The following is a 25,560-nucleotide window of genomic DNA, read 5'->3' on the forward strand; positions in this document are numbered from 1 at the left end:
GGCCGCGGTCCATCACTCGGGGGAGACACGGATGACGAAGAAGCAACTGCTGCTGGCCGTCGGCGCCCTGCTGCTCGGCGCCCTGCCGCCGAACGCGGCGAGCGCGCAGACCATCGGGTTCGACGACCTGGTTCCCACCCAGTTCGCGGCGATACCGAACGGATATCACGGCTTCGACTGGCTGAACGTGTACGTGCTTGACACGACGAACGACCCGTTCGGCGCGGTGGCGGCGGCGTCGATGCCGAACGTCGGCTTCCCCGGCAACGGTGCGCCGAGCGGCTTCGCCCTCGCGTCGCCGGGCACGTTCACCCTCGGCTCCATCGCCTTCATCGCGTGGGCGCCGTTCCCGGGCGTCCCACCCGCGGGGAGCACGACGGTCACCGGCTACAACGGCGCCGCGCAGCTCTTCCAGATGGACGTGCCGCTCGGCGCCAGCTACGCGACGACGGTGTTCAACTGGACCGGCATCGACCGCGTGACGTTCGACCAACACGGCGCGGGCTGGTACGTGGCGGACGACGTCGTGATCGGACGGGTCGGCGGCCCGCCGCCCGGACCGGGCACCACCGCGCCGGAGCCGGCGAGCGTCGCGCTGTTAGGCACCGGGCTCGCCGCGCTCGGCGCGTGGGGCCGCCGGAGTCGGGTCCATGCGTAGCCCGCGGCGGAGCCGGCTCGCGCTGCTGTGCGGCCTGGTCGTCGCCGCCCCTCCGGCGGCGGCGCAGATCGTCGGCGTCCCGACGCGGAGCGGGATCACCGGCACCACCATCGATTGGGCCACCCTCGGCCCGGATGGCACCGTGGTCCCGAGCGGCACGACGCTCGGCGTCGGCGGCGTGCAGGTCACGATGACGACGTCCGGCGGGGGACCGATGTCGCGCGAGGACCAGGCGCCGTGCGGGCAGGACATGCTCGACTTCTTTCCGTGCGAGCACCTGCTGTCGACGAACCTCGTGCCGCTCACCGGGTTGGCGCCGCTGACGTTCACGTTCAGCCAGCCGATCGCCGCGTTCGGGCTGAACCTGTCGACGCACGGGCTGGGCGCGTTCGCCGCGTTCCTCGACGCGTACCGCGGCGGCACGTTCGTCGGCAGCACGTTCCTGTCGCCCCCGGGGTTCTCGCACGCGTCGAGCGACGGCAGCGCGCCGTTCATCGGCCTGCTCTCGCTCGGCGCGGCCACCGACTTCGACTCGCTCGTGCTGGACCAGACGGGCGCGCCGCCGGCCGGCTGGTTCGCGGTGAACGGGCCCGTGTTCGCCGTGCGCGCGGCGCCGACCGCCGTGCCGGAGCCCGGGAGCCTAACGCTGTTAGGCATCGGGCTCGCGGCGCTCGCCGCGCGCGCCACCGCGGCCAGGCGTCCGGCTCCCGACGCGGCCGGGTAACTCGTGCACTTGGCTTCTCGCGCGCAGCGGAGCTGGGCGACGTCGCGCTGCTCACGGGTCCGGCGCGTTCGATCCGCCCGGCGCGCCGCGGGCCCGGGGCATGAGGTGGTCCAGTACCGCTGCGACGACGGCGCGCACGTAGGGCTCGTCGATCGGTGTGCCGAGCCACAGGTACCGGTAGAACAGCGGCCCGGCGAGCAGCTCGAGCGCGAGCGTGACGTCGGCGTCGGCGCGCAGCGCGCCGCGGGCGATGCCTCGGCGCAGGACGGCGGCCATCGCGGCGCTCCAGGCCGCGGCCAGCCCCCGCGGACGGCTTCGGCGACGCGCGGGCTGCGCGCGATGGCCGCGACGAGCGCCGGGAGCAGCGACACCGTACCGGGGGCCGCGTACATCCCGCGCGTGACGGTCATGAGCGCGAGGACGTCCCCCTCGACGCTCCCTGTGTCGGGGAGCGGGATGGCGAGCACGAGCCGCTCGATCGCCTCGGCGGCGAGGAGCTCCTTCGTGGGCCACCGCCGGTAGATGGTGGTCTTGGCGACGCCGGCGCGTTCGGCGATCGCTTCGATGGCCAGCATGTCGTAGCCGGACTCCCGGATGAGCGCGACCGCGGCGGCGAGGATGGCCTCGTGGACCGTCGCGCTGCGGGGGCGGCCGCGCGGCCGGCCGTGTGGGCGGGCCGCTGGGCCCCGTACCTCTGGCGGCTCCTGGTCTTCGCGCCGGTGTCGGGGTGCCATGGGGCGGAACTGAATGGGTCGCCGCGGCGGCGACAAGACGAGGTCGCCCAGCCGGACCGGCAGCGACGCGACGCTTGTTATTTTCGATACGATAGCGTAGTGTAATTTCCGCTGCACGGCCACGCCACGGTCCGACGACCTCGTCCCGCTGACGCCTAACGCCGCTGTCGGGCTGCCGGGATCCCGGCGGCGGCCAGGAGGTTCCATGAGGCCGACATTGCTGCCGCTCGCAATGCTCACGCTCGCCGCGGCGCATCACGCCGCCCCGCCCGAGGTGGTGCCTAACGACAACCGCGTCGCCGCCGGGCATCTCGCGCACGGCGTGCTCACCCTCGAGCTCGAGGCGCGCGAGGCGACCTGGTATCCCGAGACGGACGCCGGTCCGGGGTTGCCGGTGTACGCGTTCGCCGAGGCGGGCAGGCCGCCGAGCATCCCGGGGCCGCTGATCCGCGTGCCGGCCGGCACGGAGCTGCACGTCACCGTGCGCAACACGCTGCCGAAGCGGCTCCGGCTCGCCGGGCTGCAGGAGCACCAGAGCGAGTCGCTCGACTCGGTCGACATCGCGCCGGGCGCGACGCAGGCGTTCCGCTTCCGCGTCGACGCGCCGGGGACGTACCTGTACGGCGGAAAGACCGAGGTCCTGCCGAGAGGGCGCCACGCGCCGCTCGTCGGTGCGTTCATCGTCGACCCCGCGGGGGCCACGCCGCCGAAGCACGAGCGCGTGCTCGTGATCAACTTCTTCTCCGACACCGTCGCCGCGTTAGGCGTCAAGTCCGAGGCGGCCGACCGTGTCCTCCGCCGCGAGCTGGCTCCGCCGGAGCGGTGGATCCTGTTCACCGTCAACGGCCTGTCGTGGCCGTACACCGAGCGACTGTCGTACGCGGTGGGCGACACGGTCCGCTGGCGCATCGTCAACGGCACGCCGGCGCCGCACCCGATGCACCTGCACGGGTTCTACTTCGACGTCGACAGCAAGAGCGACGGGCCGCGCGACACGATCTACGCGCCCGGCGAGCGGCGGAAGGCGGTCACGGAGGTGATCGAGCACCAGACGACGATGACGGTGACGTGGACGCCGACGCGGCCCGGCAACTGGCTCTTCCACTGTCACCTCGTGCAGCACTTCGACGGCGCGCTGCGGCTCGGCCACGCGGCGGACGACGGCGCGACGCACGCCAGCCACGCCGAGTCCGAGATGGCCGGCCTGGTCATGGGAATCCACGTCGCGCCGCCCGACGGACGCGTGCGCGTCGTGTCGCGCACGCCGGAGCCCGCGCCGCGCCGCAAGCTGCGCCTCTACGTCACCGAGCGCGCGCACGTCTACGGCGATCAGCCCGGCTACAGCTACGTGCTGCAGGAGGGCCCCACACCGCCGGCGCCCGATTCGATCCGCACCGTCAGCTCGACGCTCGTCCTCCGTCGGCACGAGCCGACCGAGATCACGGTCGTCAACCGCTCGCACGCGATGGCGGGCATCCACTGGCACGGGCTCGAGATCGAGAGCTACTACGACGGCGTCGTCGGCTGGAGCGGGTGGCAGCAGCGCGTCGCGCCGGCGATCGCGCCGAACGACTCGTTCGTCGTCCGCGTCACGCCGCCGCGGGCCGGCACGTTCATGTACCACACGCACATGAGCGAGGCGGGACAGCTCACGTCGGGCCAGTCCGGCGCACTGCTCGTCACGCCGGAGCGCGCGCGCCTGGACACGACCGACCGCGTCTTCCTCATGACCTACGGCGGGCCGAACGCCGATTCGCCGGCGACGGTGAATGGTCTGGAGACGCCGCCGCCCGTGGAGCTGCGCGCCGGTGTGGCGTACCGCTTCCGGTTCATCAACATCTCGCCGATCGAGTACCGCCTCGTGCAGCTCCTCCGCGACAGCACGGTGCAGACGTGGCGCGCGGTCGCGAAGGACGGCGCCGACCTCCCGCCGCAGCAGGCGGCCGTCCGGCGCGCGGTGCTCAGCTTCCGCCCGGGGGAGACGTACGACTTCGAGGTGCGGCGCGACCGCCCCGACTCGCTCACGCTCGTGATCACCGCGCCGCGCACGCTCTCGGTGCCGCTCGAGACCGTGCGGCGCGGCGTGACCGCCGCGACGATCCCGCTCCAGGTCACGCGCATCCCGGTCGTCGTGCGTTAGGCACCCTCATGCCCGGAGGATTGATGTCCGCACCGACGGCACACCGCCGCGCGCTGCTCGCGCTCGCGCTCGTCGCCTGCGGGCGCGCGCCGAGCGCCATGCCGAACGAGGGGGCGAGCGTGAGCCCGGCGCGGAGCGGCCCGTTCGGCACCCCGCTCGTCCTCGCCGTCGACGAGGGCGAGCGCCGCGTCCGGCGCGCCGCGACGGCGGGCGGCGCGCCGTTCATCATCAAGGTCGACCGGCGGAACGGCGGCGCGCCGAACTTCATGATGGGCTACGAGGAGATCCGCCCGGGCGCCTCGATCTCGCCGCACGTCCACCCGGACGCGGACGAGATCATCTTCGTGCACAAGGGCGCCGGCGCAGCCGACGCCGGCGATCACACGGGCACGATCGGGCCCGGCTCGACGATCTACATCCCGCGCCGCACGCGCATCACGCTGCGCAACACCGGCGGCGAGCCGCTCGCGATCGCCTTCTTCTTCGATCACCCCGGGTTCGAGGAGTATCTGCGCGACACGTCCACGCCGGAGCGGCAGCCGGCGTCGCCGCTCTCGCCGGCGGAGCTCGCGGCGATCCGCGTCAGGCACCATGCGCACGTCGTGTACGAGCGGCCGTAGCGCGGTGGCACACGTCCAACGATACCGCCCATGACGCACAGGACATGGGCCGCGAGGCTCGCTCTTCTCGCTGCCCTCTGCGCGGCCGGTGCGCGCGCCGCGGCGCAGGCGCGCGTGACGCTCACCTACCTCGGCACCGCCGGCTGGGAGATCAGCGACGGCCGGATCGTCGTCCTCGTCGACCCGTACCTCTCGCGGCTGCGCAGCGTCGCGCCGAACGACGACACGCTGCCGGGCGACTCGCGGCGGTTCTTCGCGCGTGAGGACACGGCACGGTCCGACACGGCCGTCATCGACGCGCACGTCCGGCGCGCCGATTTCATCCTCGTCACGCACTCGCACGTCGACCACGTGCTCGACGTGCCGTACATCGCGCGCCGGACCGGCGCGACGATCATCGGGACGGAGACCACGCGCAGCATCGCGCGCGCGTACGGCGTGCCGGGGCGCCAGATCCTCGCCGTGCGCGGCGGCGAGGACTACCAGCTCGGCGCGCTGTCCGTGCGCGTGATCCCGAGCCTGCACGGCGTGCTCCGCAACGCGCCGTACGTCCGACCGAACCTCGACGGGCCGCCGCCCACGCCGATCGGGAGCGACGCCCGGGCGCCGCTCCGCGTCGCCGACTTCCGCGCCGACGGCGGCACGCTCGCGTTTCTGATCCGGCTCGGCGGCCGCGAGATCCTCGCGTTCGGCTCGATGAACTACGTGGAGCGCGAGGTCGACGGCCTCCGCCCCGACGTCGCGCTCGTCGGCGCGATGCCGGAGCGCGCCGCCATTCACGACTACACGCCGCGGCTGCTGCGCGCGCTCGGCCACCCGCCGCTCGTGCTGCCGACGCACTGGGACGCGTTCAACGTCCCGTACGACGCGAGTCAGGCGTCCGCCGTGGCGCGCGTGCAGTCGTTCGTCGCCGAGGTGCGGGCCGCATCGCCGCGCACGCGGGTGATCGTGCCGACGTACTTCGTGCCGATCGCTTTGCCGCCCGACTGATCACGGCACCATCGCGCGCGGGCCCGCGGGCCGCGCCTAACGGAGGAGGACCGACATGCCAGGGCTGGACGCCGTACGCAGCAAGCAGTCGCCGACGAAGCTGTATCGCGGCATCGACATGTACAATCCGTCGAACCTCTCGGCACCGCTCCGCGGGAAGGTCACCGGGAAGCTGGAGTACGTCACCGAGCGCGAGGGCGGCACACCGGCGTTCGTCGGCCGCTACATCAAGAACCCCGCGAGCGCCGCGCAGGTGACCGACAAGGAGATCGAGTTCATTCGCGGGCAGGGCTGCAGCCTGCTGCCGATCTACTGCCCGACGCAGGCACACACGGGCATGAAGGGGCCGGACGGCCAGAAGTGGGGACGCGAGGCCGCGAAGAACGCCGTCGGCCTCGCGCGCGGGCTGCACATCCCCGACGACGTGTTCGTCTACGCCAACATCGAGCCGCACTGGGTCCTCACGCCCGACTGGGTGGTGGGCTGGTGCGAGGGCTACGACGCGCTGACGCGCCAGGGCTTCGGGGGACTGTACTGCGGCCAGCTCCACATCGCCCCCGGCGGACCGATCGTGCAGGCGATGAAGACGCTCGGCGGGCGCGCGCCGGCGGTGTGGCTCACCCGCGCCATGGGCGACGGGCGGGACCCCGGCCTGCTCCCGGCGGCCGCGCAGGAGATCGGCGACGTCGACATCTGGCAGTACGCCGTCGGGGTCGTCGGGCAGGGGCTCGACTCGCGGGCCTGGGGCTACGACCGCGACCTCGCGAGCAGCTACGCGTTCGACCACATGTGGGCGCCCGACTGACAGGCTAGCGAGCGGCGTGGGACGGATGGCATATACCGGCAGCACGCACCATCCGCCCTCCGTCCCACGCCATCGATGACCGAGATCCTCACCGAGCCGCTGGCCGAACAGGTCGCGCTCGACGCGCTGTGGATGCCGTTCACGGCGAACCGCGCGTTCAAGCAGGCGCCGCGGCTGCTCGCCGCCGCGAAGGACATGCACTACACCACCGACGACGGCCGCCGGATCCTCGACGGCACGGCGGGGCTGTGGTGCGTGAACGCGGGCCACTGCCGCGAGCCGATCGTGCACGCGATCGCCGCCGAGGCCGGACGGCTCGACTACGCCCCCGCGTTCCAGATGGGGCACCCGCTCCAGTTCCGGCTGGCCGAGCGCCTAACGGAGATCACGCCGGCGGGGCTCGACCGCGTGTTCTTCACGAACTCCGGCTCCGAGGCCGTCGACACCGCGCTGAAGATCGCGCTCGCCTACCACCGCGCGCGCGGCGAGCCCGATCGCGCGCGCTTCGTGGGGCGCGCGCGCGGCTACCACGGCGTCGGCTTCGGCGGCATCTCCGTCGGCGGCATCGAGACGAACCGCCGCGCGTTCGCCGCGCAGCTCCTGCCGCAAGTGGACCACCTGCCGCACACGCACGACCTCGCGCGCAACGCGTTCTCGCGCGGCCAGCCCACCCACGGCGCCGAGCTGGCGGAGGAGCTCGAGCGCGTGGTGCACGAGCGCGGCGCGGAGACGATCGCCGCGGTGATCGTCGAGCCGATGGCGGGGTCCACCGGCGTGCTGCTCCCGCCGGCGGGCTACCTCGAGCGGCTGCGCGCGATCTGCGACCAGCACGACATCCTCCTCATCTTCGACGAGGTGATCACGGGCTTCGGTCGACTCGGGGCGCCGTTCGCCGCGCAGCGGTTCGGCGTCACGCCCGACGTGCTCACGGTGGCGAAGGGGATCACGAACGGCGCGGTGCCGATGGGCGCCGCCGTCGTGAAGCGCGAGATCCACGACGCGATCATGGACGCCGCGCAGCAGGCGGGCGGCGGCATCGAGCTGTTCCACGGCTACACGTACTCCGGTCATCCGCTCGCCTGCGCCGCGGGGCTGGCGACGCTGGAGCTGTACGAGCGCGAGGATCTGTTCGCGCGCGCCGCGTCGCTCGAGGGCGCGTGGTCCGACGCGGTGCACGCGCTGCGCGGGCTGCCGCACGTCATCGACCTGCGCGCGATGGGCCTCGTCGCCGGCATCGAGCTCGACCCGCGCGACGGCAAGCCGGGCGCGCGCGCGTTCGACGTGTTCATGGAGTGCTTCCGCCGCGGCCTGCTGATCCGCGTGACGGGCGACATCATCGCGCTGTCGCCGCCGCTCATCGTCGAGCGCGGGCAGATCGACGAGATCTTCTCGACGCTGTCCGACGCGCTCGAGAAGGTCTCCTGAGCGCCTCTGCAACGGCCGAGGTGGCGTGTGCGTCGTTTCGTTAGGCACTCTCTCTTTCTCGCCATGAGCGTGAGCGCGGTGGGCGCGCAGGAGCGGGCGCGCGAGCTCGGGCTGAGCGCGGCGATCGGCGGCACGCCGGGCGCGCTCGACGCGATCACCGACGTCGCCGGCGTCGAGGTCGGGCACACGACGCTCATCGCCGGCGATGGAAAGCTCGTCGTCGGCACGGGGCCCGTGCGCACCGGCGTCACCGTCATCCACCCGCGCGGCCGGGCGAGCGCGGATCCGGTGTTCGGCGCGTGGTTCACGCTGAACGGCAACGGCGAGATGACCGGCACGACGTGGCTCCAGGAGAGCGGCTTCCTCGAGGGTCCGATCGCGATCACCAACACGCACAGCGTCGGCGTCGTGCGCGACGCGATCCTGCGCTGGCGCGTGGGGAAGCCGGGCATGCAGCCGTGGGGCCTCCCCGTGGTGGCCGAGACGTGGGACGGCCGGCTGAACGACATCAACGGCTTCCACGTCACCGCCGCGCACACGATCGCGGCGCTCGATGGGGCGCGCGGCGGTCCCGTCGCCGAGGGGAACGTCGGTGGCGGCACGGGGATGGTCTGCCACGGCTTCAAGGGCGGCATCGGCACCGCGTCGCGGAAGCTCGACACCGCCGCCGGCGGCTACACGGTCGGCGTCCTGGTGCAGTGCAACTACGGCGCGCGGCGCGAGCTGCGCATCGCCGGCGTGCCGGTGGGCGAGGAGATCCCCGACCTGCTCCCCGGCCGGCCTAACGGCACCGATGCCGACGACGCCGGCGCCGGCTCCATCATCGTCGTCGTCGCCACCGATGCGCCGCTGCTCCCGCACCAGCTCAAGCGCGTCGCCACGCGCGTGTCGTTAGGCGTCGGCCGCACGGGCGGGCGCGGCGAGAACTCCTCGGGCGACATCTTCGTCGCGTTCTCCACCGCGAACCCCAACTCGGCCGGCGATGCCGATGTGGCGCGCGTCGAGATGCTGCCGAACGCGCGCATGAACGCGATCTTCGGCGCCACCGTGCAGGCGACCGAGGAGGCGATCCTGAACGCGCTGCTCGCGGCGAGGACGATGACCGGCGCCGACGACGTCACGGTGCACGCGCTGCCCCACGATCGATTGATGGCGGCGATGCGGAAGTACGGGCGAGTGCGTTAGGCTCTCGCGCCGGCGCGGACCCCGGGCGCGTCACGGCTCCGGACTCTTGCCGGCCTGCCACGTGATCCCGGTGCACGGGGGAAGATCCAGCGTCCCGACCGCGTAGCCCGACATGACGATGCGTCCCGTGACGGAGACGCCGTCCGCGCCGCGGTAGGAGAACGCGCCGTCGCGCACCGCCGGCGGCGTCGCGAACCTCAACGTCGCGCGGTCGACGCAGGAGACGCTGACGAGCGCGTCGTGCTCGATCCTGAACGTCACCACGAGCTCCTCCTGCCAGTCGGCGAAGCCCCCCCACGTCCCGTTGAAGTCGAACGACGTGGGCGGCACGTACGTGTACGCCGCGACCAGCGTGTCGGCACCGCCGCCCGGCTCCGTCACCACCAGGTCGACCACGCCGGCGGCGTGGGCCGGGGTCGTGATGTACGCCGCGGTGCCGCTCGGCACCCCGAGATCGTACCGCACGCCGACCACGCGGACGCCCCCCAGTGTCACGCTCGCGCCGGGCGGGATCTCGGTGCCGCGAATCGTTGCGTACGCCCCGCCGCCCGTCGAGCCCAGGTTCGGCGAGATCGAGGTGAGCTTGGGGGGCGGCGTGTACGCCCGCGGCGCCGACGGCCACGAGGTCGGGTACGATTCTCCGCAGCCCGCCGCGGCCAGGAAGAGTGCCGGCAGAGCCGATCGCGTCAGGCGTGGTCGCATGTCATGGCTCCTCTCGACGTCGTGGCGTTAGGCAGGAAGCGATCGGGTCACCGGCGTCCGTTCACGAGCGCGCTGACCGACCGGGCGTGCTCCGCGCAGGGGCCGCCTGACGCCGCCTCGTTCGCGCCGGTCGCGTGCAGCCCCCACCACACCGTGCTGTCCGGCGGCGGCAGGAAGGCGCTGCGCCATCCCGTCACCCGCGCGAGGTCGGGGACCGCCAGCGTCACGCTCGGCCCGCCGAGCCAGGCCGACGACGCGGTCACGATGGTGTACCCGCGGCCGCCGCCCATCCACAGCTCCACCACGCCGTTGCGGTACTCCGGCGGAAGCGTGAACGCCACCTGGATGCGCTTGTGTCCGCCCGCCGGCGCCGTGGCGGTGATCGTTGGAAGCGCGGCGGGAAGCGCGACGACGCGATCGGTGAGCGTGTGAAACGACTCGTACGCGTAGCGGGCGAACGTCCCCTCGACCCCGGAGACGCCGACCTGATGGAAGTCGGTCTCCCGCTGCCGCGCGGCGGGAATGCCGCGCATCGTGACGGCCGCGCTGCTCTGGAGCTGGTCGTACAGGTCGTAGAGCGCGCACGCCGCGCCCGTGCGGTACGACATGCCGTGGCCGACCTGATCGAACGGGCGCACACCGGTGATCGTCAGCGCGGCCGTCGCGGGCGCGAACGCGTCCGCACCGGTGAAGTCGATCGTGCCTAACGATCCGCGGTCCGGGAGATCCTGATCGCGCCGGATCAGCGCGCGCTCGGTGGGGCCGAAGCCCGACGGGTCGGAGCGGTACGCGATGAGATCGCGACCGCCCGCCGCGATGCCGGTCAGCGTGAAGGGATTCGTCTCGATCGGGCCCCACCCTTCTCGGCCCGGGTTCGGTCCGCCGAGGCCGACGTAGACGACGTCGGAGGTGCCCACAGGGGAAGGCGCGAGCGTGCCGGAGATCGACTTCAGCCCGGTCGGCGTCGGTGCGCACCGCACGTGCGCCGCGCGCGTGAGCTCGGCGCGTGTCGCGAGCTGCACGATGGCGCCGCCCGACTTGGCCGCCACGAACGCGTAGCCGCCTCGGTCGGCCGTGACGTCGAATCGATAGACGCCGGCCGAGTCGAGGATCGGCGTCCACGCGCCGTCGCCGTCCTGATGGGCGAACCAGATCGGCCGGTCGTCGGCCGCGCAGGTCGCGAAGTCGACGGCGACGTTGCCGGTGACGCCGCGCGCGACGGTGACCGTGAGCGTCGTGTCACTCGCGCCGCCCCGCACCACGGGCGGGGTCGCCGCCGCCGGGAGCGTGACGGAGGCGGCGTCGGTGCACCCGAGCACGAACATGACGAGCGCGAAGCGGATGAGGGTTCGCATGGCGCCGCCTAACGCTGCACGAGCCCGAAGAGCGCGACGCGGTACTCCTTTGTCGCGGCGTCCCAGCCGACCGTGTACGTCGTCGCCTGATAGCCGCGTACCGAGTACTGCGCGGGGAGCTTGATGGGCTTCACGACCGCCGTCGGCTTCGTCTCGAGGTACGACTTCGCGATCATCGGCTCGACGAACGAGACGGCGCCGTCGTACGAGCCGTAGATGAGCGTCGACGTGAACGGCTGCCCGTTGAACTCGGGCCCCGACGGATCGCGCCAGTGCTGGCCCATGCGCGCGCTGGCCATGCCGAGGATGTACCCGGCCGGGATGAACTCGGCCGCGGGGAGCCGCGCGATCTTCGCGGCGACCTGCGGATCCGTGAGGACGATGGCCTCCCGCTCCGCCGGCGCGATCGTGTAGAAGTGGAAGTCGAAGTGCGGCACGGCGTACGCCGGCGGCATGTGGCCCGACGGCTCCCAGTTGATCACGGCGTGCGTGTACGGCGTGGCGGACGCCTGCGCCGGGAGCACGAAGACGTACTCCGTCGACGCGTTAGGCAGGCCGGCGAGCGCCCCCTCGGCCAGCGCCACGCCGAGCTCAGTGGGCGCGCCGGCGTGGTCGAGCGTGATGTAGGCGCGGCCGCTGCCGCCGGCCATCTGCGTGACCGGACCGAAGAACGTGCCGGCCTTGTAGGGCGCCGTCGAGGGCGTCGAGTCGGAGCAGGCGAAGGCGACGGCGCCGGCGGTGCAGAGAAAGGCGGCCGTCAAGCAGTGAGCGCGGGCGCGCGGTGCGCGCCTCATGGGAGTACAGTCGGCGCGCGCGCAAGGATTCCGGTTTCGCATGGGAGCGCGCCTCAACGCAGCCGGATCGCCGAGCGGCTCGTGCCCATCACGCGCAGCACGTTCTCCGCGACCTGCCGTCCGAGGGCCTGGCCCGCCGCACAGTCGAAGCGGTAGTGCAGCCCGGCGTACATCCGCGACAGCCCTGCCTCCTCCACCATCGCCGTTAGGCGCGCGCTCTGTGTCGGGAACTCGCTCGCGAGCACCGTCGCGTATGACGCGGTGAAGCACGAGTGGCCGCTCGGGTACGACGGATGGTTGGGCAGCCCGATCGGGAGCTTGATCAGCGAATCGGCCTGCGACGGCCGGATGAAGTAGTACGCGAGCTTCGCGTCGAAGCACGCGTTCGCGACGTCGAACGCGGCCATGTTCGCGAGCGCGAGGATGCGCGCAGCGTCGCGATCGGAGCGGTGGTCGTCGACGATCATGCCGGCGGCCACGCCGTTCATGTAAGCGCCGGTCCTCGGCGCCCAGTCCTGCGCGATCGTGAGCTGCGCGGGTGTGAGGCTGTCGGACAACGCGCGGATCTCCGCGAGCGCGGCGTTGAACGTCGCGGAGCCGAACGCCGGCGGCGCGGCCGGACGGAACTCATCGCCCGACGTGAGCGCGAACGTCCGCGCGCCGATGAAGCCGCGCAGCGAGTTCACGCCCGTCCACGTGCCCGGACCACCCGGATTCGCCGGCCGCGTCGTGAGGTCCGTCTTGTCGGTCGCCGCCTCCGCGAGGACGGCGGCGCCGGTCGCGCGCCCGATCGCCTCGCCGGCGGAAAGGTCCCGGGTGCCTTCGGGCCACGGCGTCGAGGCCTTCTGCGCCCGCAGCTTTTCGTCGAGCAGCGCCGAGTCCAGCGGGAAGAAGCTCTTCAGCACGACGAGCGATGCGCCGGCCGCCGCGGCGGCCGCGGAGGCGGCGGGGCCACTGCCCTGCTTCGCGTCTTCGGCGGCGACGATCGCGTTGTACTGCGCGACGGAGAGATACGTGAGAATGCGGATCTGCGTCGTCGGCGAGGCGACGGCGCGCGACGTGATGAGGTCGCGCGCCGTCGCGTTCCACGAGAGACTCGGCCCCGCCGCGGCGGACAGCTCGGGGTCGGGCGTCGGCGTCGACGTCGGGTCGCCGCACGCGGTCAGCGCGAGCGCCAGGAAGGGGAGAAGCAACGGCATGCGCGCGCTGTCTTTCACGGTGGTCCGCATCGGTGCGCCAGTGGCGTGGGTGAGGCAGCGCGGCCACGCGTGTGTTGCCTACCGCACACATCGCCCGTACCTTGGGCCGCACGGCGTCTCGACGCCGCACGAGCTGACGCGGGGGATCCGCGCGAAAGACGCCATGTCGATGTCGGCGTGGTGGCTCGCGACTCTGGTCGCCCCGCGCGCATGCCCGAGCAACACGAGCAGGAGATCACGGAGGCGCTGGCCGCGCTGAGCCGCGGCGCCCCGGAGGCGATGGACCGCCTCATGCCCCTGGTCTACCGCGAGCTCAAGCGCATCGCGCATCGACAGCTCGGCGCCGAATCGCGCGGCCACACGCTGTCGACGACGGCCGTGGTGCACGAGGCCTACCTGCGACTCGCCGAGCAGACGCACGTCGAGTGGGCGAGCCCCGGCCAGTTCTTCGCGCTCGCGGCGCGCGCGATGCGCCGCGTGCTGATCGACTACGCCAGGCAGCATCGGGCCGCGCGCCGCGGCGGACCGGACCGCACCGTGGTGCCGCTCGACCTGCTCGAGCACGGCGACTCGGCGGCGATCTCGATCGACGACCGCGCCGACTCGCTGCTCGCGCTCGACGAGGCGCTCGAGGGGCTTCGCCGGATGGACGAGCGGCTGGCCCGCGTCGTGGAGTGCCGCTTCTTCGCCGGCCTAACGGAAGTGGAGACGTCGGAGGCGCTCGGCGTGTCGCAGCGGACCGTATCTCGCGACTGGCAGATGGCGCGCGCGTGGCTGCACGAGGCGTTGCGCCGTGAAACCGCCTAACGCACCGCGCGGAGACGCCGCGCCGCTGTCGCCCGAGCGGTGGGCGCGCGTGCGCGCGCTCGTCGAGGAGGCGCTCGCGCTGCCGTCCGACGCGCGGCCCGCGTTTCTCGATGCGTCGTGCGGAGGCGACGACGCGTTGCGCGATCTCGTCGCGCGCCTAACGGTGTCGGGCGAGCGCACGGGCGCGAGCTGGGCGTTCCTGGCGCGGCCGGCCGGCGAGCTCGCCGCCCCGCTGCTCGCCGACGCCGACCTGTCCGACGACCGGTACGCGTTAGGCGCGGGTCTCCCGCTCCGGCGCGCGCGCGCCGAGTCGAACGACCTGCTCGCCCGCCTGCGCCCCGCCATCGGCGAGCGCTACCGCGTCGAGCGGGAGCTGGCCGAGGGGGGCATGGCCACCGTCTACCTCGCGCACGACGTCAAGCACGAGCGACGCGTTGCCATCAAGGTGCTCCACCCCGAGCTCTCCGCCGTGTTGGGCGCCGAGCGGTTCCTCGCCGAGATCCGGACGACGGCGGCGCTGCAGCACCCGAACATCCTGCCGCTGTTCGACTCGGGAGAGGCGGTGGACCCACACGGGGTCCGCCTACTCTTCTACGTGATGCCGGTCGTCGAGGGGGAGACGCTGCGCGCGCGGATCCAGCGCGAGCAGCAGCTCCCGGTGGACGACGCGGTGCGCATCGTGACCGAGGTGGCGCTCGCGCTCGACTACGCGCACCGCCGCGGCGTCGTCCACCGCGACGTCAAACCCGAGAACATCCTGCTGCACGAGGGGCGGCCGCTCGTCGCCGACTTCGGCATCGCGCTCGCCGTCGAGGTCGCGCAGGCCGCCGGCGCCGAGCGCATCACGCGGCCCGGCAGCTCGTTAGGCACCCCGCCGTACATGAGCCCCGAGCAGGCCGCGGGCGCCGCCGCGCTCGACGGACGGAGCGACGTCTACTCGCTGGCGTGCGTGCTCTACGAGCTGCTGGTGGGCGACCCGCCGTTCACCGGCCGCACCGCGCAGGTGGTGATCGCGAGAGTGCTCGCGGAGCCCGCGCCCCATGTGCGCACGGTGCGCCCGAGCGTCCCGCCGCACGTCGATGCGGCGCTCGCCCGCGCGCTGTCGAAGCTCCCCGCCGACCGTCACGCGACGGCGCACGAGTTCGCCGACGCGCTCGGCCGCGAGTCGCTCACGCACGCGCCAGCGGCGGCGCGGTGGCGCACCGCGCGCGTCGCGTTAGGCGCCGTCGCCGCGGCCGCGCTCACGACGGCCGCGTGGACCGCGCTGCGCCCACCCGCCGCGCCCGCGGAGGTCATGCGCAGCTCGTACCCCGGTCTCGTCGACCAGACGATCTTCGGCGACGTCACCATCACGCCGAACGGCCGCGCGCTGGTGTACACCGGCACCGTCGAGACGGACCGGCCGCTCATGCTGCAGCCGCTCGACCAGTCGGCGCCCCGCGCGCTCCCGGGCACCGCCGGCGCGAGCGCCCCGTTCGTCGCCCCCGACGGCCGGCGCCTCTCGTTCATGCTGATCTCCCGCGCGCGCCGGATGGTGTCCATCACGACCGCCGCCGGCGACGGGAGGCGCGCGAGGCGCGCGAGCCGCGCGTGGCGCTACGGCAACGGCGGGTGGGACGGCGACAGCGCCATCGTCACGGAAGACCAGACGTCGCGCGGGCTGGCGCGGCAGGCGCCTAACGGAGCCGCCGTCGGCACGCTGCTCACGCGGCCGGACTCCGCGCGCGGCGAGTCGAGGCACGAGTCGCCGCTCGTCCTTCCGGTCGGGCATGCGGTGGTCTTCACCATCGGCCTGCACGGGGGCCGGGGGCGCATCGTCGGTCCGCTCGCCATCGCGTCGCTCGCGCGCGGCCCGTCCGCGCGTGGCCCGTCCGAGCGCGCGACGTCGGTCTCGCCGCACGTGTGGCTCGGGGTGACCGCCCGCCACGCGATCGCGTTCGTCGACGGGTGGCTGCTCTACTCGAGCGCCGACGGCCTGGCCATCATGGCGGTGCGGCTCGATGTGAGGCATCAGCGGATCGTCGGACAGCCGGTCCGCGTGCTGGAGGAAAGTGCGGGGAGCGTGGAGACGGGCGCGCTCGCCGATGACGGCACCCTGCTCTACGTGCGAAAGCCGCGGACCAACTCGCTCGTGCTCGTGGACTCCGCCGGCGCCGTGCACGCGCTGCTCCCGGGCACCCGCGGCTCGTTCATGTATCCGCGCTTCTCGCCCGACGGCAAGCGCGTCGCGGTGCAGGCGGTCACCGGCGACGGCGGCAACGACGTGTGGGTCTACGACGTCGCGACGCAGACCCCGGCACAGCTCACGACCACGGGGCGCGCGCTCCATCCGACCTGGACCCCGGACGGACGGCGCATCGTCTTCATGGTGCCATTGCGTGGGCTCATGTCGCAGCGGGTCGACGGCAGCGCCGCGGCAACGCCGATCGTGGGGACGCAGGGTGCGTTCGGGCCGAGCGTGGCACCCGACGGCAAGACCGTCGTGTACCATAAGAACCACTCGTCGCCCGACGGTGTGAGCGTCTGGTTCGCGTCCATGAACGGCGCCGGTCCGCCTCGCGGCCTGCGGGAGGATCGGTTCATCGAGTACATGCCCGCGCTGTCGCCCGACGGACACTGGCTGGCCGACGTGTCGGACGCGACGGGGGAGAAGGAAGTGTACGTGCGGCCGGTCCCGGGCCCCGGAGCTGCCGTGCGGATCTCCGACGGCGGCGGCAGCGAGCCCGCCTGGTCGCCCGACGGGCACCGGGTCTACTACCGCAACAAGGGCGCGTTCATGGCGGTGGACATCACGACGCCGGCGCTCGCGGTCACGTCGCGCCGCCGGCTCTTCAAGGATTCCTTCGACGGCGCGATGCCGCACCGCAACTACGACGTCGCGCCCGACGGCTCGGGCTTCCTCATGATCACCGGCGGAAGCTCGGAGGCGGTGCTCGTCGTCAACTGGCTGAGCCGACTCCGGGAGCAGCTCGCCCGCGAACGTTAGGCCCGCGTTAGGCACGTCGACGCAGACGCCCGCCGCGGCAGCACGGTACGGCCGATCTCCAGGAGGCGACCGTGTGGACGCAATCGGCACGCGTTAGGCATCCGGCACTTCCGGCGCGCGCGGCACTCGCCGCGCTCGCGCTCGCCGCGCGTGCGGCGGCCGCGCAGACCGGCACCGTAGTCGGGCGCGTGACCGACGCGGCCACAGGGGCGCCGGTGGCCGCGGCCCAGGTGACCCTCACCGGCACGCAGCGTGTCACGTCGGTGGACGCCGACGGACGCTTCCGCCTGACGAACGTCCCCGCCGGTGCCGGCGAGCTGCGCGCACGCGCCCTCGGCCACACGCCGGCGTCGGCCGCGTTCTCGCTGGTGCCTAACGGTATCGACACGGTCGCGCTGTCGATGGCCGCGAGCGGTGTCGAGCTCGACGCGGTCGTCGTCACCGGCTCGCTCGGCGACACGCGCCGGCGCGCGGTGGGCCACTCGGTCGCCGTGGTCGACGCGCGCGCGATCGTGGGCGCGTCCGCGGTCGCCAACCTCACCGAGGTGCTCCAGGCGAAGGCCCCCGGGCTCACGGTGTTCCCGCCTTCCGGCACGGTGGGCACCGCGGCCGCGTTCCGTCTGCGCGGTGCCGGCTCCCTGAGCGCCTCCAACAACCCGACGATCTACGTCGACGGTGTGCGCGTGAGCACGCGCGACCAGGGCAACTACGACGTCTTCGGGCAGGCCACGACGGCGCTCGACGCCATCAACCCCGCGGACATCGCGTCCGTCGAGGTGATCAAGGGACCGGCGGCGTCCACGCTCTACGGCGCCGAAGCGGCGGCCGGGGTGATCCAGATCTTCACGCAGCGCGGGCGCCCCGGCCGCGTCGCGTGGGAGGCGCGCGTCGACGTCGGGCGGTCCGACTGGGACACGCGCCTGCGACCGGTGAACTTCGCGATCGCGACCGCCGAGCGCCTCGCCGACACGGTGACCTGGCCCGGCTTCGAGGGCAAGGCGCTCGGCGACGTCATCTCGTTCCGCCCCCTCAGCGACGGCCGCGCGCTGCGCACCGGGGGGCTCTCCAAGGTGTTGCTCTCCGCGAGCGGCGGCGCGGACCGGTACACGTTCTACGTCTCGGCCGGCACGTCGAGCGAGGACGGCGTGTTCCACAACAACGCCGCCGAGCGCCGCTCCCTCCGCAGCAACGTCACGCTCGCGCCGTCGCGCGCGATGACCTTCACGACCGACGTCGCGCTCGCCAAGGCTCACATCCGGCTGCCGCTCAACGACGACGCCGGGCCGTTAGGCCTGATCTTCAGCAGCTACCTCGCGGCGCCGGGCCGGGCGTACACGTTCCCCGGCGGACGCGACTACTCGTCGATCACGCCGGAGGTGGCCGACGTCTACGACAACCAGACGTGGGCCGACCGGCTCACGGTCGCGTCGACGATGGACTACGCGCCGACGTCCTGGCTCGCGAACGTGATCCGGGTGGGGCTCGACGCCAACGTGGGGCGCGCGGAGCTCTACTTCGCGCCCGACCCGCTCGGCCGGCGCCCTTTCGTGGCCCGCGGGAGCCTCGGCCTCGACAACACGAAGGGGCTCATCGCCGAGGGCCGCCCCGAGAGCCAGGACGTCACGCTGAGCTACGACGCGACCGCGACGCGACGGTGGTCCCGCGCGCTCGTCTCGCACACGTCGTTAGGCATGCAGTACCTGGCGGACGTGTTCCGGCGGACCGACGCGATCGGCACCGACGTCGGCAGCGGCGCGCTGCGGTCGGTCGCCGCGGCCGCGGTCACGCACGGCACCGCGTCGTCGTCCGAGCAGAAGTCGCTGGGCGTGTACGCGCAGCAGCAGCTCTCGCTCGCCGACCGACTCTTCGTCACCCTCGCCGCGCGCGTGGACAACAACTCCGCGTTCGGCTCCCGGCTGAAGGCGGTGGTCTACCCGAAGGCGTCCGTCTCGTACGTGGTCTCCGACGCGCGGCACGTCACGGTGCCCGGCGTCGACGCGCTGCGGCTGCGGGCGGCGTGGGGCCAGGCCGGCAACGCCCCACGTCCGTTCGACGCGGAGCGCTCCTACACCGCGTCGGTGGTCACCTTCGCGAACGGCACGCAGTCCGCGCTGCACTACGCGTCGACCGGTAACCCGAACCTCCGCCCGGAGCGGGGATCCGAGATCGAGGTCGGCTTCGAGAGTGCGCTCCTCGGCGACCGCGTGGACGTGGACGTGAGCTACTACGACAAGACCACGCGTGACGCGCTCATCGGCGTGCCCGTTCCGCCGTCCACCGGATTCGCGGACCAGTTGCTCACCAACCTCGGCGAGATCTCGAACCGCGGGGTCGAGGTGCTCGTGCGCGCCGTTCCCGTGCGGCGGAAGTCGCTGACCGTCGACGCGGCGCTCTCGCTGGCGACCAACCGCAACCGGCTGGTCTCGTTCGGCGACGGCCGCGCGCCGGTCGTCTTCGGCTTCAACGCGCCGTCGCAGCGCTACCAGGAGGGCTTCCCGCTCGGCGCGATGTGGGCGCAGCGGGTGCGGTACAACGCGGACGGCACGCTGCTCAAGGTCGGCGGCCGGCCGGTGCTCGACACGGCGAGCGTGTACATGGGACCGTCCGCGCCCACGCGCGATCTGTCGCTCACCGGCGGGGCGCTGTTGTTAGGCAGGCTGCGCGTGCGCGCGCTCGCCGACTACAAGGGCGGCCACTATCAGTTCAACGTGAAGGACAGCCGGCGCGACCGCGACGGCGTGTCGTGGGAGACGGTGAACCCCGCGGCGGACCCCGACGAGGTCCTCGCCCGCCAGTTCCAGTTCCAGACGTTCCTCCACATCCAGCGGGCCGACTTCGTCAAGCTGCGTGACGTGTCGATCGGCTACGACGTGCCGCTCGGCGGCGTGCACGGCGCGGCGCGGCGCGCGACGCTCACGCTCGCGGGCCACAACCTGAAGATCTGGACCCGGTACGGCGGCGCCGACCCCGAGGTGAACTACAGCGGCGCGGCCCGGTTCAACCGCGACGACGCGTGGGTCGTGCCGCAGACGCGCCGGTACTCCGCGACCGTCGCGGTCGCGTTCTGATGGCCGCCCGATCCGCCCGGACGGCGCGCGGCGCGATCGCGCTGGGCCTAACGGTGTTAGGTCTGACCGCGTGCGACGACGTGCTCAAGGTGAGCGACCCGGGTTCGGTCCACGAGCCGCAGCTCTCCGACCCCGCGCTCGTACCGTTCATCGTCAACGGCGTGGTCGGCGAGTTCCAGTTCGCGTACGGGAGCTACGCGCTCTGGTCGGGGGTGCTCGCCGACGAGCTGTTCACGGACCACCCCAACCAGAGCTACCGCGATCTCTCGCTGCACAGCTTCGACGACGGCAACGCCGCCGACTCGCTCGTCTACGCGAGCCTGCAGCGGGCCCGCCAGTCCGCCGACGATGCCGTCGACCGGCTGCGCACGTTCCTCGGCCCGCGCGCCGCATCGAGCCTCGACGTCGCGCGCGCGCTCGTCTACGGCGGCTACGCGTTCACGCTGCTGGGCGAGGGATTCTGCGAGGCCCCGGTCCGCCTGAGCGCTCCACTGCCGTCCGACGAGCTGCTCGCGCGGGCCGTCGCGCGCTTCGACGAGGGGATCGCGGTCGCGACGGCCGCCGCGACGGCGCCTAACGCCGCGGACGCGCACGATCTGATCTCCCTGGCTCGCGTCGGCGCCGCGCGCGCGTCGCTCAAGCGGGGCGACCTCGCCAGGGCCCGCGCGTACGCCGTGCTCGTCACCGACGCCGCGTACGAGCGCTGGGCCTACTACTCCGCGAACTCCGCGCGCGAGAACAACGCGGTGCAGATGGGGGTGCGGGCGGGGCAGCCCTACATCGGCATGTCGCCGGCGTTCCAGAACCTCGGCGACGTGCGCGTCCCGCAGCCGACGGCGCCGCGCCCGTCCCTGCGGTCGAACCCGATCCTGCCGCCGCTCAAGCCCGCGATGTACAGCGGCTGGAGCGCGACGGCGCCGGCACCGATCGACGTCGCGACGCACATCCGATTCGCGAGTGGCCTCGAGGCGCGCTACATCGCCGTGGAGGCGGACGGCCCGGGCCCCGCGATGCTGGCATTCGTCAACGCCCGGCGCGCCGTCGCCGGCAAGCTGCCGGTGAACTCCGATGGATCGGCGCTGCTCGCGGAGTTCCGCGTGCAGCGCGCGCTCGACTTCTACCTGACGGGCCAGCGGCTCGGCGACTTGCGGCGGTACGCGAGGGCGGGCACGGATCTGTTCCCCACCGGCAAGTTCCCGACGTCCCCCGATCGCTACGGGGCCATGCACTGCTTCGTCGTGCCGCGGACGGAGAAAGCGGGCAATCCGAGCTACTGATGGGCTCTCGCGCCGGCGCGGCGCTCCGTGTACATCACGGCTCACCACGGGAGCTTCGCAGAACGAGGAGTCATGAGACACCACGTCATGCTTCGCAGCCTTCTCCTTCCTCTCGCCGTAGCGCTCATGTCCAGCGCCGCCGGAGCGCAGAACCCCGAGATCGTCGTCCGCGCCGGCCGCCTCCTCGACGGCGGCGGCGGATCCCAGACGAACGTCGACGTCACCGTGCGCGACGGAAAGATCGCGAGCATCCGACCCGCGTCCGGCGCGCTGCCGCCTAACGGCATCGATCTGAGCCGACGCACGCTGCTCCCCGGCCTGATCGACACGCACGTGCACCTCGGCTGGTATCTGAACGACAAGGACCGCCTGCACACCGACGACGACGGCGATCCGCCGGGGAAGCAGGCGCTCGCCCACGCCGGCAACGCGTGGGCGACGCTGCGCGCGGGCTTCACCACGGTGCAGAGCGTCGGGGAGCCGGACAACAAGCCGCTCCGCGACGCCATCGCGGCCGGCCGCATCCCGGGGCCGCGCGTCCTCACGTCGTTAGGCTCGCTGAACGAGCGTACGCGCGGCGGATCGCCCGACTCGCTGCGCGCCGCGGTGCGGCGCTTCAAGGACCAGGGCGCGGACCTCATCAAGGTCTTCGCGAGCAAGAGCATCCGCGACGGCGGCGAGGCGACGATGACCGACGAGCAGCTCGCCGCCGCGTGCGGCGAGGCGAAGGCGGTGGGCCTCCGCACGCTCGTCCACGCCCACTCCGCCGAGTCGATCAAGCGCGCGGTGCGCGCCGGCTGCACGCAGATCGAGCACGGCGTGTTCGTCGACGCCGAGGCGCTGAAGATGATGGCCGACCGCGGCGTGTGGTTCGACCCGCAGTGTGGGCTCGTCTTCCACAACTACCTCGACAACCGCGCGAAGTTCGAGGGGATCGGCAACTACAACGCGGCCGGCTTCGCGGCCATGGAGCAGGCGATCCCGCTCGCCGAGCAGGGGATCCGCAACGCGCTCGCGACGCCCGGTCTCAAGCTCGTCTTCGGCACCGACGCGGTGGCCGGCGCGCACGGCCGCAACGCCGAGGAGCTGATCTGCCGCGTGCGTCGCGCCGGTCAGTCGCCGATGGACGCGATTGCCAGCGCCACCTCGCGCGCCGCCGAGTCGCTCGGCCTCGGCACGCTGCTGGGGCGCGTCGCCGCGGGCTACGCCGCCGACCTCGTCGCCACCGACGGCGACCCGTCGCACGACATCGAGGCGCTGCGTCGCGTGCGGTTCGTCATGCGCGCGGGGAAGATCTACGTGAACGAATAGGGCAGGAGGGCAGGAGGGCAGGAGGGCAGGAGACCTTTTGGCCCTCCTGCCCTCGCGCGTTTCGCGCGCGCCCTCCTGCCCTCCTGCCCTATCGGATCAGCGCCTCGATCCCCACCGTGCGCCGGCTGCCGTCCGGCGCGGTCACGGAGCGGCGCTTCACGGTGATGCTGCCGCCGTCGGCGAAGACGCGCAGCGAGAGCTCCACGTCGGCCGCCGACGCGGGCTCGTCGACGCGGCGGACCAGACGCAGCGCCGTCGACCCGACCGGCGCGGGGTCGCGTCGGCTCGACGGGAGCGGACGGGAGTACGGGGTCGTGCCGCCTTGGATCGGTCGCACGCGCGCGGCGGATGGTGAGGAGCATGAGGGACGGCGTGCTCCGCGGTGTGGCACGAAGCGCGCCCGATGCCGCGCGCCGCGCCAGCCGCAGCGCGTAGACGGCGCGTAGAGGGCGCGGCGCGACGCACGCCCCGCACCGAGACGCTCCGGTGCCGCGACCGCGCCGCAGCGGCGTGGCGTGCGCGCCACACGTGGACGGGCCGTGGACGCGGTGCGACACTCCGCCCGTGTGGCCGGTGCCGCCCCACGCTCCCACGCAGTAAATCTGTCCGAGCCCGTCCCGCCGACGATTCTCGTCCCCCCCCACGCCGCCCGCCTTCCGGATGCCCTCCCGCCGCTTCGTCGCACCGCTGTCGGCCGCGCTGCTCGCGGCGGGCGCGGCGCGTGCGCAGCCCGCGGCTGCGCAGCCCGCGGCGCCGGGCGGGGACGACGCAGCGGTGATCGCGCGGCTGCGCGACGCCGGCGCGGCCGGGTCGCAGGTGCTGCGCACGGCGACGATCCTCTCCGACGTGTTCGGCCCGCGGCTCGCCGGATCCCCGAACTACCGCGCGGCGGCCGAGTGGGCGCGCAGGGAGCTCGCGAGCTACGGCCTCGCCGCGCATCTCGAGGCGTGGGGCACGCGCGCGGGACGCTCGTGGGCGCCGACGCATCACTCGGTGGAGCTGGTCGCGCCGTACTACGCGCGACTCGTCGCGTACCCCAAGGCGTGGAGCCCGCCCACCGCGGGCATCGTGCGCGGCACCCCGGTGCTCGTCACCGACGTGCGCGCGGACACCGACGTGGCGCGCTACGGCGACCGGCTGCGCGGCAGGATTGTGCTGTTAGGCGCGCCGCCCGGCCCGGACACGAGCGCGCTCCGGCCGCTCGCCCACCGGTGGGACGCGCGCGAGCTCGACTCCCTCGCGCGGCTCTCCGACCCCGGCTCGCCACGCGACTACTGGGAGGACGCGGGCGGGTACGCCGAGGGAGTCCGGCGGCGGAACGCCGTCTCCATCGCGTTAGGCCGCGCCGGCGTCGCCGCCGTGCTGGAGCCGAGCGCGAGCCCGTATGCGGTGCTCGTCGGCTCGTTCCAGGCATACGACAGCGACGTCTCCGGCGCGCCGCCGTCGTTCCGCGTCGCGCGCGGCGACTACACGCGCGTCGTCAACCTGCTGCGCCTCGCCGCCGCCGCGGGCCAGCCGGCACCGGTGGTCGCGCTCGACCTCGCGACGGCGTCGGTCGCGCCGCGCACGCGCGCCGATTCCACCGGCTACGACGTCATCGCCGAGCTGCCGGGGAGCGACCCGGCGACGAGCGGCGAGGTGGTGATGGTCGGCGCCCACTTCGACTCGTGGACCGCGGGCACCGGCGCGACCGACAACGCCGCCGGTGCCGCGGTCGCGATGGAGGCGCTGCGGCTGCTGCACGTCGCCGGCGCGCGGCCGCGACGCACGATCCGCGTCGCGCTGTGGGACGGCGAGGAGCACGAGGACTACTTCGGATCGCTCGGCTACGTGCGGCGCCACTTCGGCGACCCGGAGACGATGCAGCTCCGCCCCGAGCACGGATCCATCTCCGCGTACTTCAACTTCGACCACGGCACGGGACGGGTGCGCGGCGTGCGGCTGCAGGGGAACGCCGCCGCGCGCCCGTTCCTCGAGCGCATGCTCGCGCCGCTCGCCGACCTCGGCGCGACGACGGTGACGCTCGCGAACGCGGGGAGCACCGACCACATGCCGTTCGCGGCGGTCGGCGTCCCCGCGTTCACGTTCGTGCAGGACCCGCTGCACTACGAGGCGCTGACGCACCACACGAACGCCGACGTCGCCGCGAACCTGCTCCCCGCGGACCTGCAGCAGGCCGCGCTCGTGACCGCCGCGGTCCTGTATCAGACCGCGAACCTGCCGGGGAAGCTGCCGCGCCTCCCGCTTCCGCCGCCGCACGCGCCTAACGCTTCCCGATGACGATTCCGATCGAGCCCGCGCGATGGGACGACGCGCCGGCGATCGCCGCGCTGAACAACCTCTTCGCGCCCGACGGCCTCACGCTGTCGCGCACGCCCACGTTCGTGGCGGAGCGGATCGACGGCTATCGGGTGGCGCGCGACGAGAGCGGCATCGTCGCCTGCGTGGCGGTCGACGACTACTCGCCGTCGCTCGGTGAGCTCATCTCGCTCGCCGTCGCGCCGGAAGCGCAGGGGCGCGGGCTCGGGCGACGGCTCGTCACCGAGGCGGAACGCGTGGCGCGGCAGCGCGGCTACGGCGAGCTGTTCGCCGTGTCGCTCGCCGACGGGCTGTTCCTCGGGCTCGGCTGGGAGGAGACGAGCATCGTGTGCTACCCCGAGAAGCAGGCGCGCTACCGCCTCGTGTCGCGCTCCGAGCTCGCCATCGGGCGGAAGTTCTGCTTCGCGGTGAGGCCGTGACGACTACCAGGGCAGGAGGGCAGGAGCGCAGGAGGGCAGGAG

Annotated in this window: 20 protein-coding genes and 1 pseudogene; 15 read left to right on the forward strand and 6 right to left on the reverse strand. The window is 73.2% G+C overall.

Annotated elements, in window-relative coordinates; translation table 11 throughout:
- Positions 1–31: 31 nt before the first annotated feature.
- Both J421_RS05105 and J421_RS05110 read left to right on the forward strand, forming a co-directional pair.
- Complete coding sequence (locus J421_RS05105) at positions 32–658, forward strand: PEP-CTERM sorting domain-containing protein (protein ID WP_025410089.1); 627 nt, start codon at positions 32–34, stop codon at positions 656–658.
- A complete protein-coding gene (locus tag J421_RS05110) occupies positions 651–1,382 on the forward strand; it encodes a PEP-CTERM sorting domain-containing protein (RefSeq protein WP_025410090.1) in 732 nt (243 codons plus the stop codon). The genes J421_RS05105 and J421_RS05110 overlap by 8 nt, the downstream gene beginning before the upstream one ends.
- A 51-nt stretch (positions 1,383–1,433) precedes the next feature.
- Here J421_RS05110 and J421_RS33835 read toward each other — a convergent pair.
- Positions 1,434–2,323 (reverse strand): annotated as a pseudogene (locus J421_RS33835) (TetR/AcrR family transcriptional regulator).
- On the opposite strand from J421_RS33835, the gene J421_RS05125 reads away from it, so the two are divergent.
- The 6 genes from J421_RS05125 to J421_RS05150 all read left to right on the forward strand — a co-directional run bounded on the left by J421_RS05125 (position 2,322) and on the right by J421_RS05150 (position 9,281).
- Positions 2,322–4,256: a multicopper oxidase domain-containing protein gene (locus tag J421_RS05125; RefSeq protein ID WP_104022274.1), complete on the forward strand. Its 1,935-nt coding sequence runs from the start codon at positions 2,322–2,324 to the stop codon at positions 4,254–4,256. The pseudogene J421_RS33835 and the gene J421_RS05125 overlap by 2 nt on opposite strands.
- 23 nt (positions 4,257–4,279) lie before the next feature.
- Positions 4,280–4,876 (forward strand): cupin domain-containing protein, encoded by a 597-nt coding sequence (locus J421_RS05130; RefSeq protein ID WP_025410094.1) that lies wholly within the window; start codon positions 4,280–4,282, stop codon positions 4,874–4,876.
- 30 nt (positions 4,877–4,906) lie between these two features.
- Positions 4,907–5,866 (forward strand): MBL fold metallo-hydrolase, encoded by a 960-nt coding sequence (locus J421_RS05135; protein ID WP_025410095.1) that lies wholly within the window; start codon positions 4,907–4,909, stop codon positions 5,864–5,866.
- Between the two features lie 55 nt (positions 5,867–5,921).
- Positions 5,922–6,671: a glycoside hydrolase domain-containing protein gene (locus J421_RS05140; RefSeq protein WP_025410096.1), complete on the forward strand. Its 750-nt coding sequence runs from the start codon at positions 5,922–5,924 to the stop codon at positions 6,669–6,671.
- 75 nt (positions 6,672–6,746) lie between these two features.
- A complete protein-coding gene (gene aptA / locus J421_RS05145; RefSeq protein ID WP_104022275.1) occupies positions 6,747–8,096 on the forward strand; it encodes an omega-aminotransferase AptA in 1,350 nt (449 codons plus the stop codon).
- Positions 8,097–8,159: 63 nt separating this feature from the next.
- Positions 8,160–9,281, forward strand: a complete 1,122-nt coding sequence (locus J421_RS05150; protein WP_025410098.1) for a DmpA family aminopeptidase — start codon at positions 8,160–8,162, stop codon at positions 9,279–9,281.
- A 30-nt stretch (positions 9,282–9,311) separates the two neighbouring features.
- Here the strand turns inward: J421_RS05150 and J421_RS05155 are convergent, their stop codons facing one another.
- From J421_RS05155 to J421_RS05170, 4 genes are all read right to left on the reverse strand, one after another.
- A complete protein-coding gene (locus J421_RS05155) occupies positions 9,312–9,983 on the reverse strand; it encodes an IPT/TIG domain-containing protein (protein ID WP_025410099.1) in 672 nt (223 codons plus the stop codon).
- Positions 9,984–10,030: 47 nt separating this feature from the next.
- Entirely contained in the window at positions 10,031–11,338 is a 1,308-nt protein-coding gene (locus J421_RS05160) for a hypothetical protein (RefSeq protein ID WP_025410100.1), read from the reverse strand.
- Between the two features lie 8 nt (positions 11,339–11,346).
- The gene (locus J421_RS05165) at positions 11,347–12,099 is read right to left on the reverse strand and encodes a DUF5602 domain-containing protein (protein WP_025410101.1); all 753 of its coding nucleotides are present in this window, start codon (positions 12,097–12,099) and stop codon (positions 11,347–11,349) included.
- Between the two features lie 86 nt (positions 12,100–12,185).
- Positions 12,186–13,361: a vanadium-dependent haloperoxidase gene (locus J421_RS05170; RefSeq protein ID WP_025410102.1), complete on the reverse strand. Its 1,176-nt coding sequence runs from the start codon at positions 13,359–13,361 to the stop codon at positions 12,186–12,188.
- Between the two features lie 180 nt (positions 13,362–13,541).
- On the opposite strand from J421_RS05170, the gene J421_RS05175 reads away from it, so the two are divergent.
- The 5 genes from J421_RS05175 (at position 13,542) to J421_RS05195 (ending at position 22,780) form a co-directional block, all read left to right on the forward strand.
- Positions 13,542–14,138 carry an ECF-type sigma factor gene (locus J421_RS05175; RefSeq protein WP_025410103.1) on the forward strand — a complete coding sequence of 199 codons (597 nt, stop codon included), beginning with the start codon at positions 13,542–13,544 and terminating at the stop codon, positions 14,136–14,138.
- Entirely contained in the window at positions 14,125–17,124 is a 3,000-nt protein-coding gene (locus tag J421_RS05180; protein ID WP_104022276.1) for a protein kinase domain-containing protein, read from the forward strand. The genes J421_RS05175 and J421_RS05180 overlap by 14 nt, the downstream gene beginning before the upstream one ends.
- Positions 17,125–17,195: 71 nt before the next feature.
- On the forward strand, positions 17,196–20,192 hold the full coding sequence (locus tag J421_RS05185) for a TonB-dependent receptor domain-containing protein (protein ID WP_025410105.1): 2,997 nt from the start codon (positions 17,196–17,198) through the stop codon (positions 20,190–20,192).
- Positions 20,192–21,469: a hypothetical protein gene (locus tag J421_RS05190; protein WP_025410106.1), complete on the forward strand. Its 1,278-nt coding sequence runs from the start codon at positions 20,192–20,194 to the stop codon at positions 21,467–21,469. The genes J421_RS05185 and J421_RS05190 overlap by 1 nt, the downstream gene beginning before the upstream one ends.
- Before the next feature lie 126 nt (positions 21,470–21,595).
- Positions 21,596–22,780, forward strand: coding sequence for an amidohydrolase family protein (locus tag J421_RS05195; RefSeq protein ID WP_025410107.1), 1,185 nt, complete (start codon positions 21,596–21,598; stop codon positions 22,778–22,780).
- 88 nt (positions 22,781–22,868) lie between these two features.
- Here the strand turns inward: J421_RS05195 and J421_RS05200 are convergent, their stop codons facing one another.
- On the reverse strand, positions 22,869–23,117 hold the full coding sequence (locus tag J421_RS05200; RefSeq protein WP_025410108.1) for a hypothetical protein: 249 nt from the start codon (positions 23,115–23,117) through the stop codon (positions 22,869–22,871).
- A 323-nt stretch (positions 23,118–23,440) separates the two neighbouring features.
- Between J421_RS05200 and J421_RS05205 the strand changes: the two genes are divergently transcribed.
- Positions 23,441–25,060: a M20/M25/M40 family metallo-hydrolase gene (locus J421_RS05205; RefSeq protein WP_025410109.1), complete on the forward strand. Its 1,620-nt coding sequence runs from the start codon at positions 23,441–23,443 to the stop codon at positions 25,058–25,060.
- Entirely contained in the window at positions 25,057–25,518 is a 462-nt protein-coding gene (locus J421_RS05210; RefSeq protein ID WP_025410110.1) for a GNAT family N-acetyltransferase, read from the forward strand. The genes J421_RS05205 and J421_RS05210 overlap by 4 nt, the downstream gene beginning before the upstream one ends.
- The last annotated feature ends 42 nt before the right edge of the window (positions 25,519–25,560 follow it).

The sequence above is a fragment of the Gemmatirosa kalamazoonensis genome (assembly GCF_000522985.1).
Taxonomy (GTDB): Bacteria; Gemmatimonadota; Gemmatimonadetes; order Gemmatimonadales; family Gemmatimonadaceae; genus Gemmatirosa; species Gemmatirosa kalamazoonensis.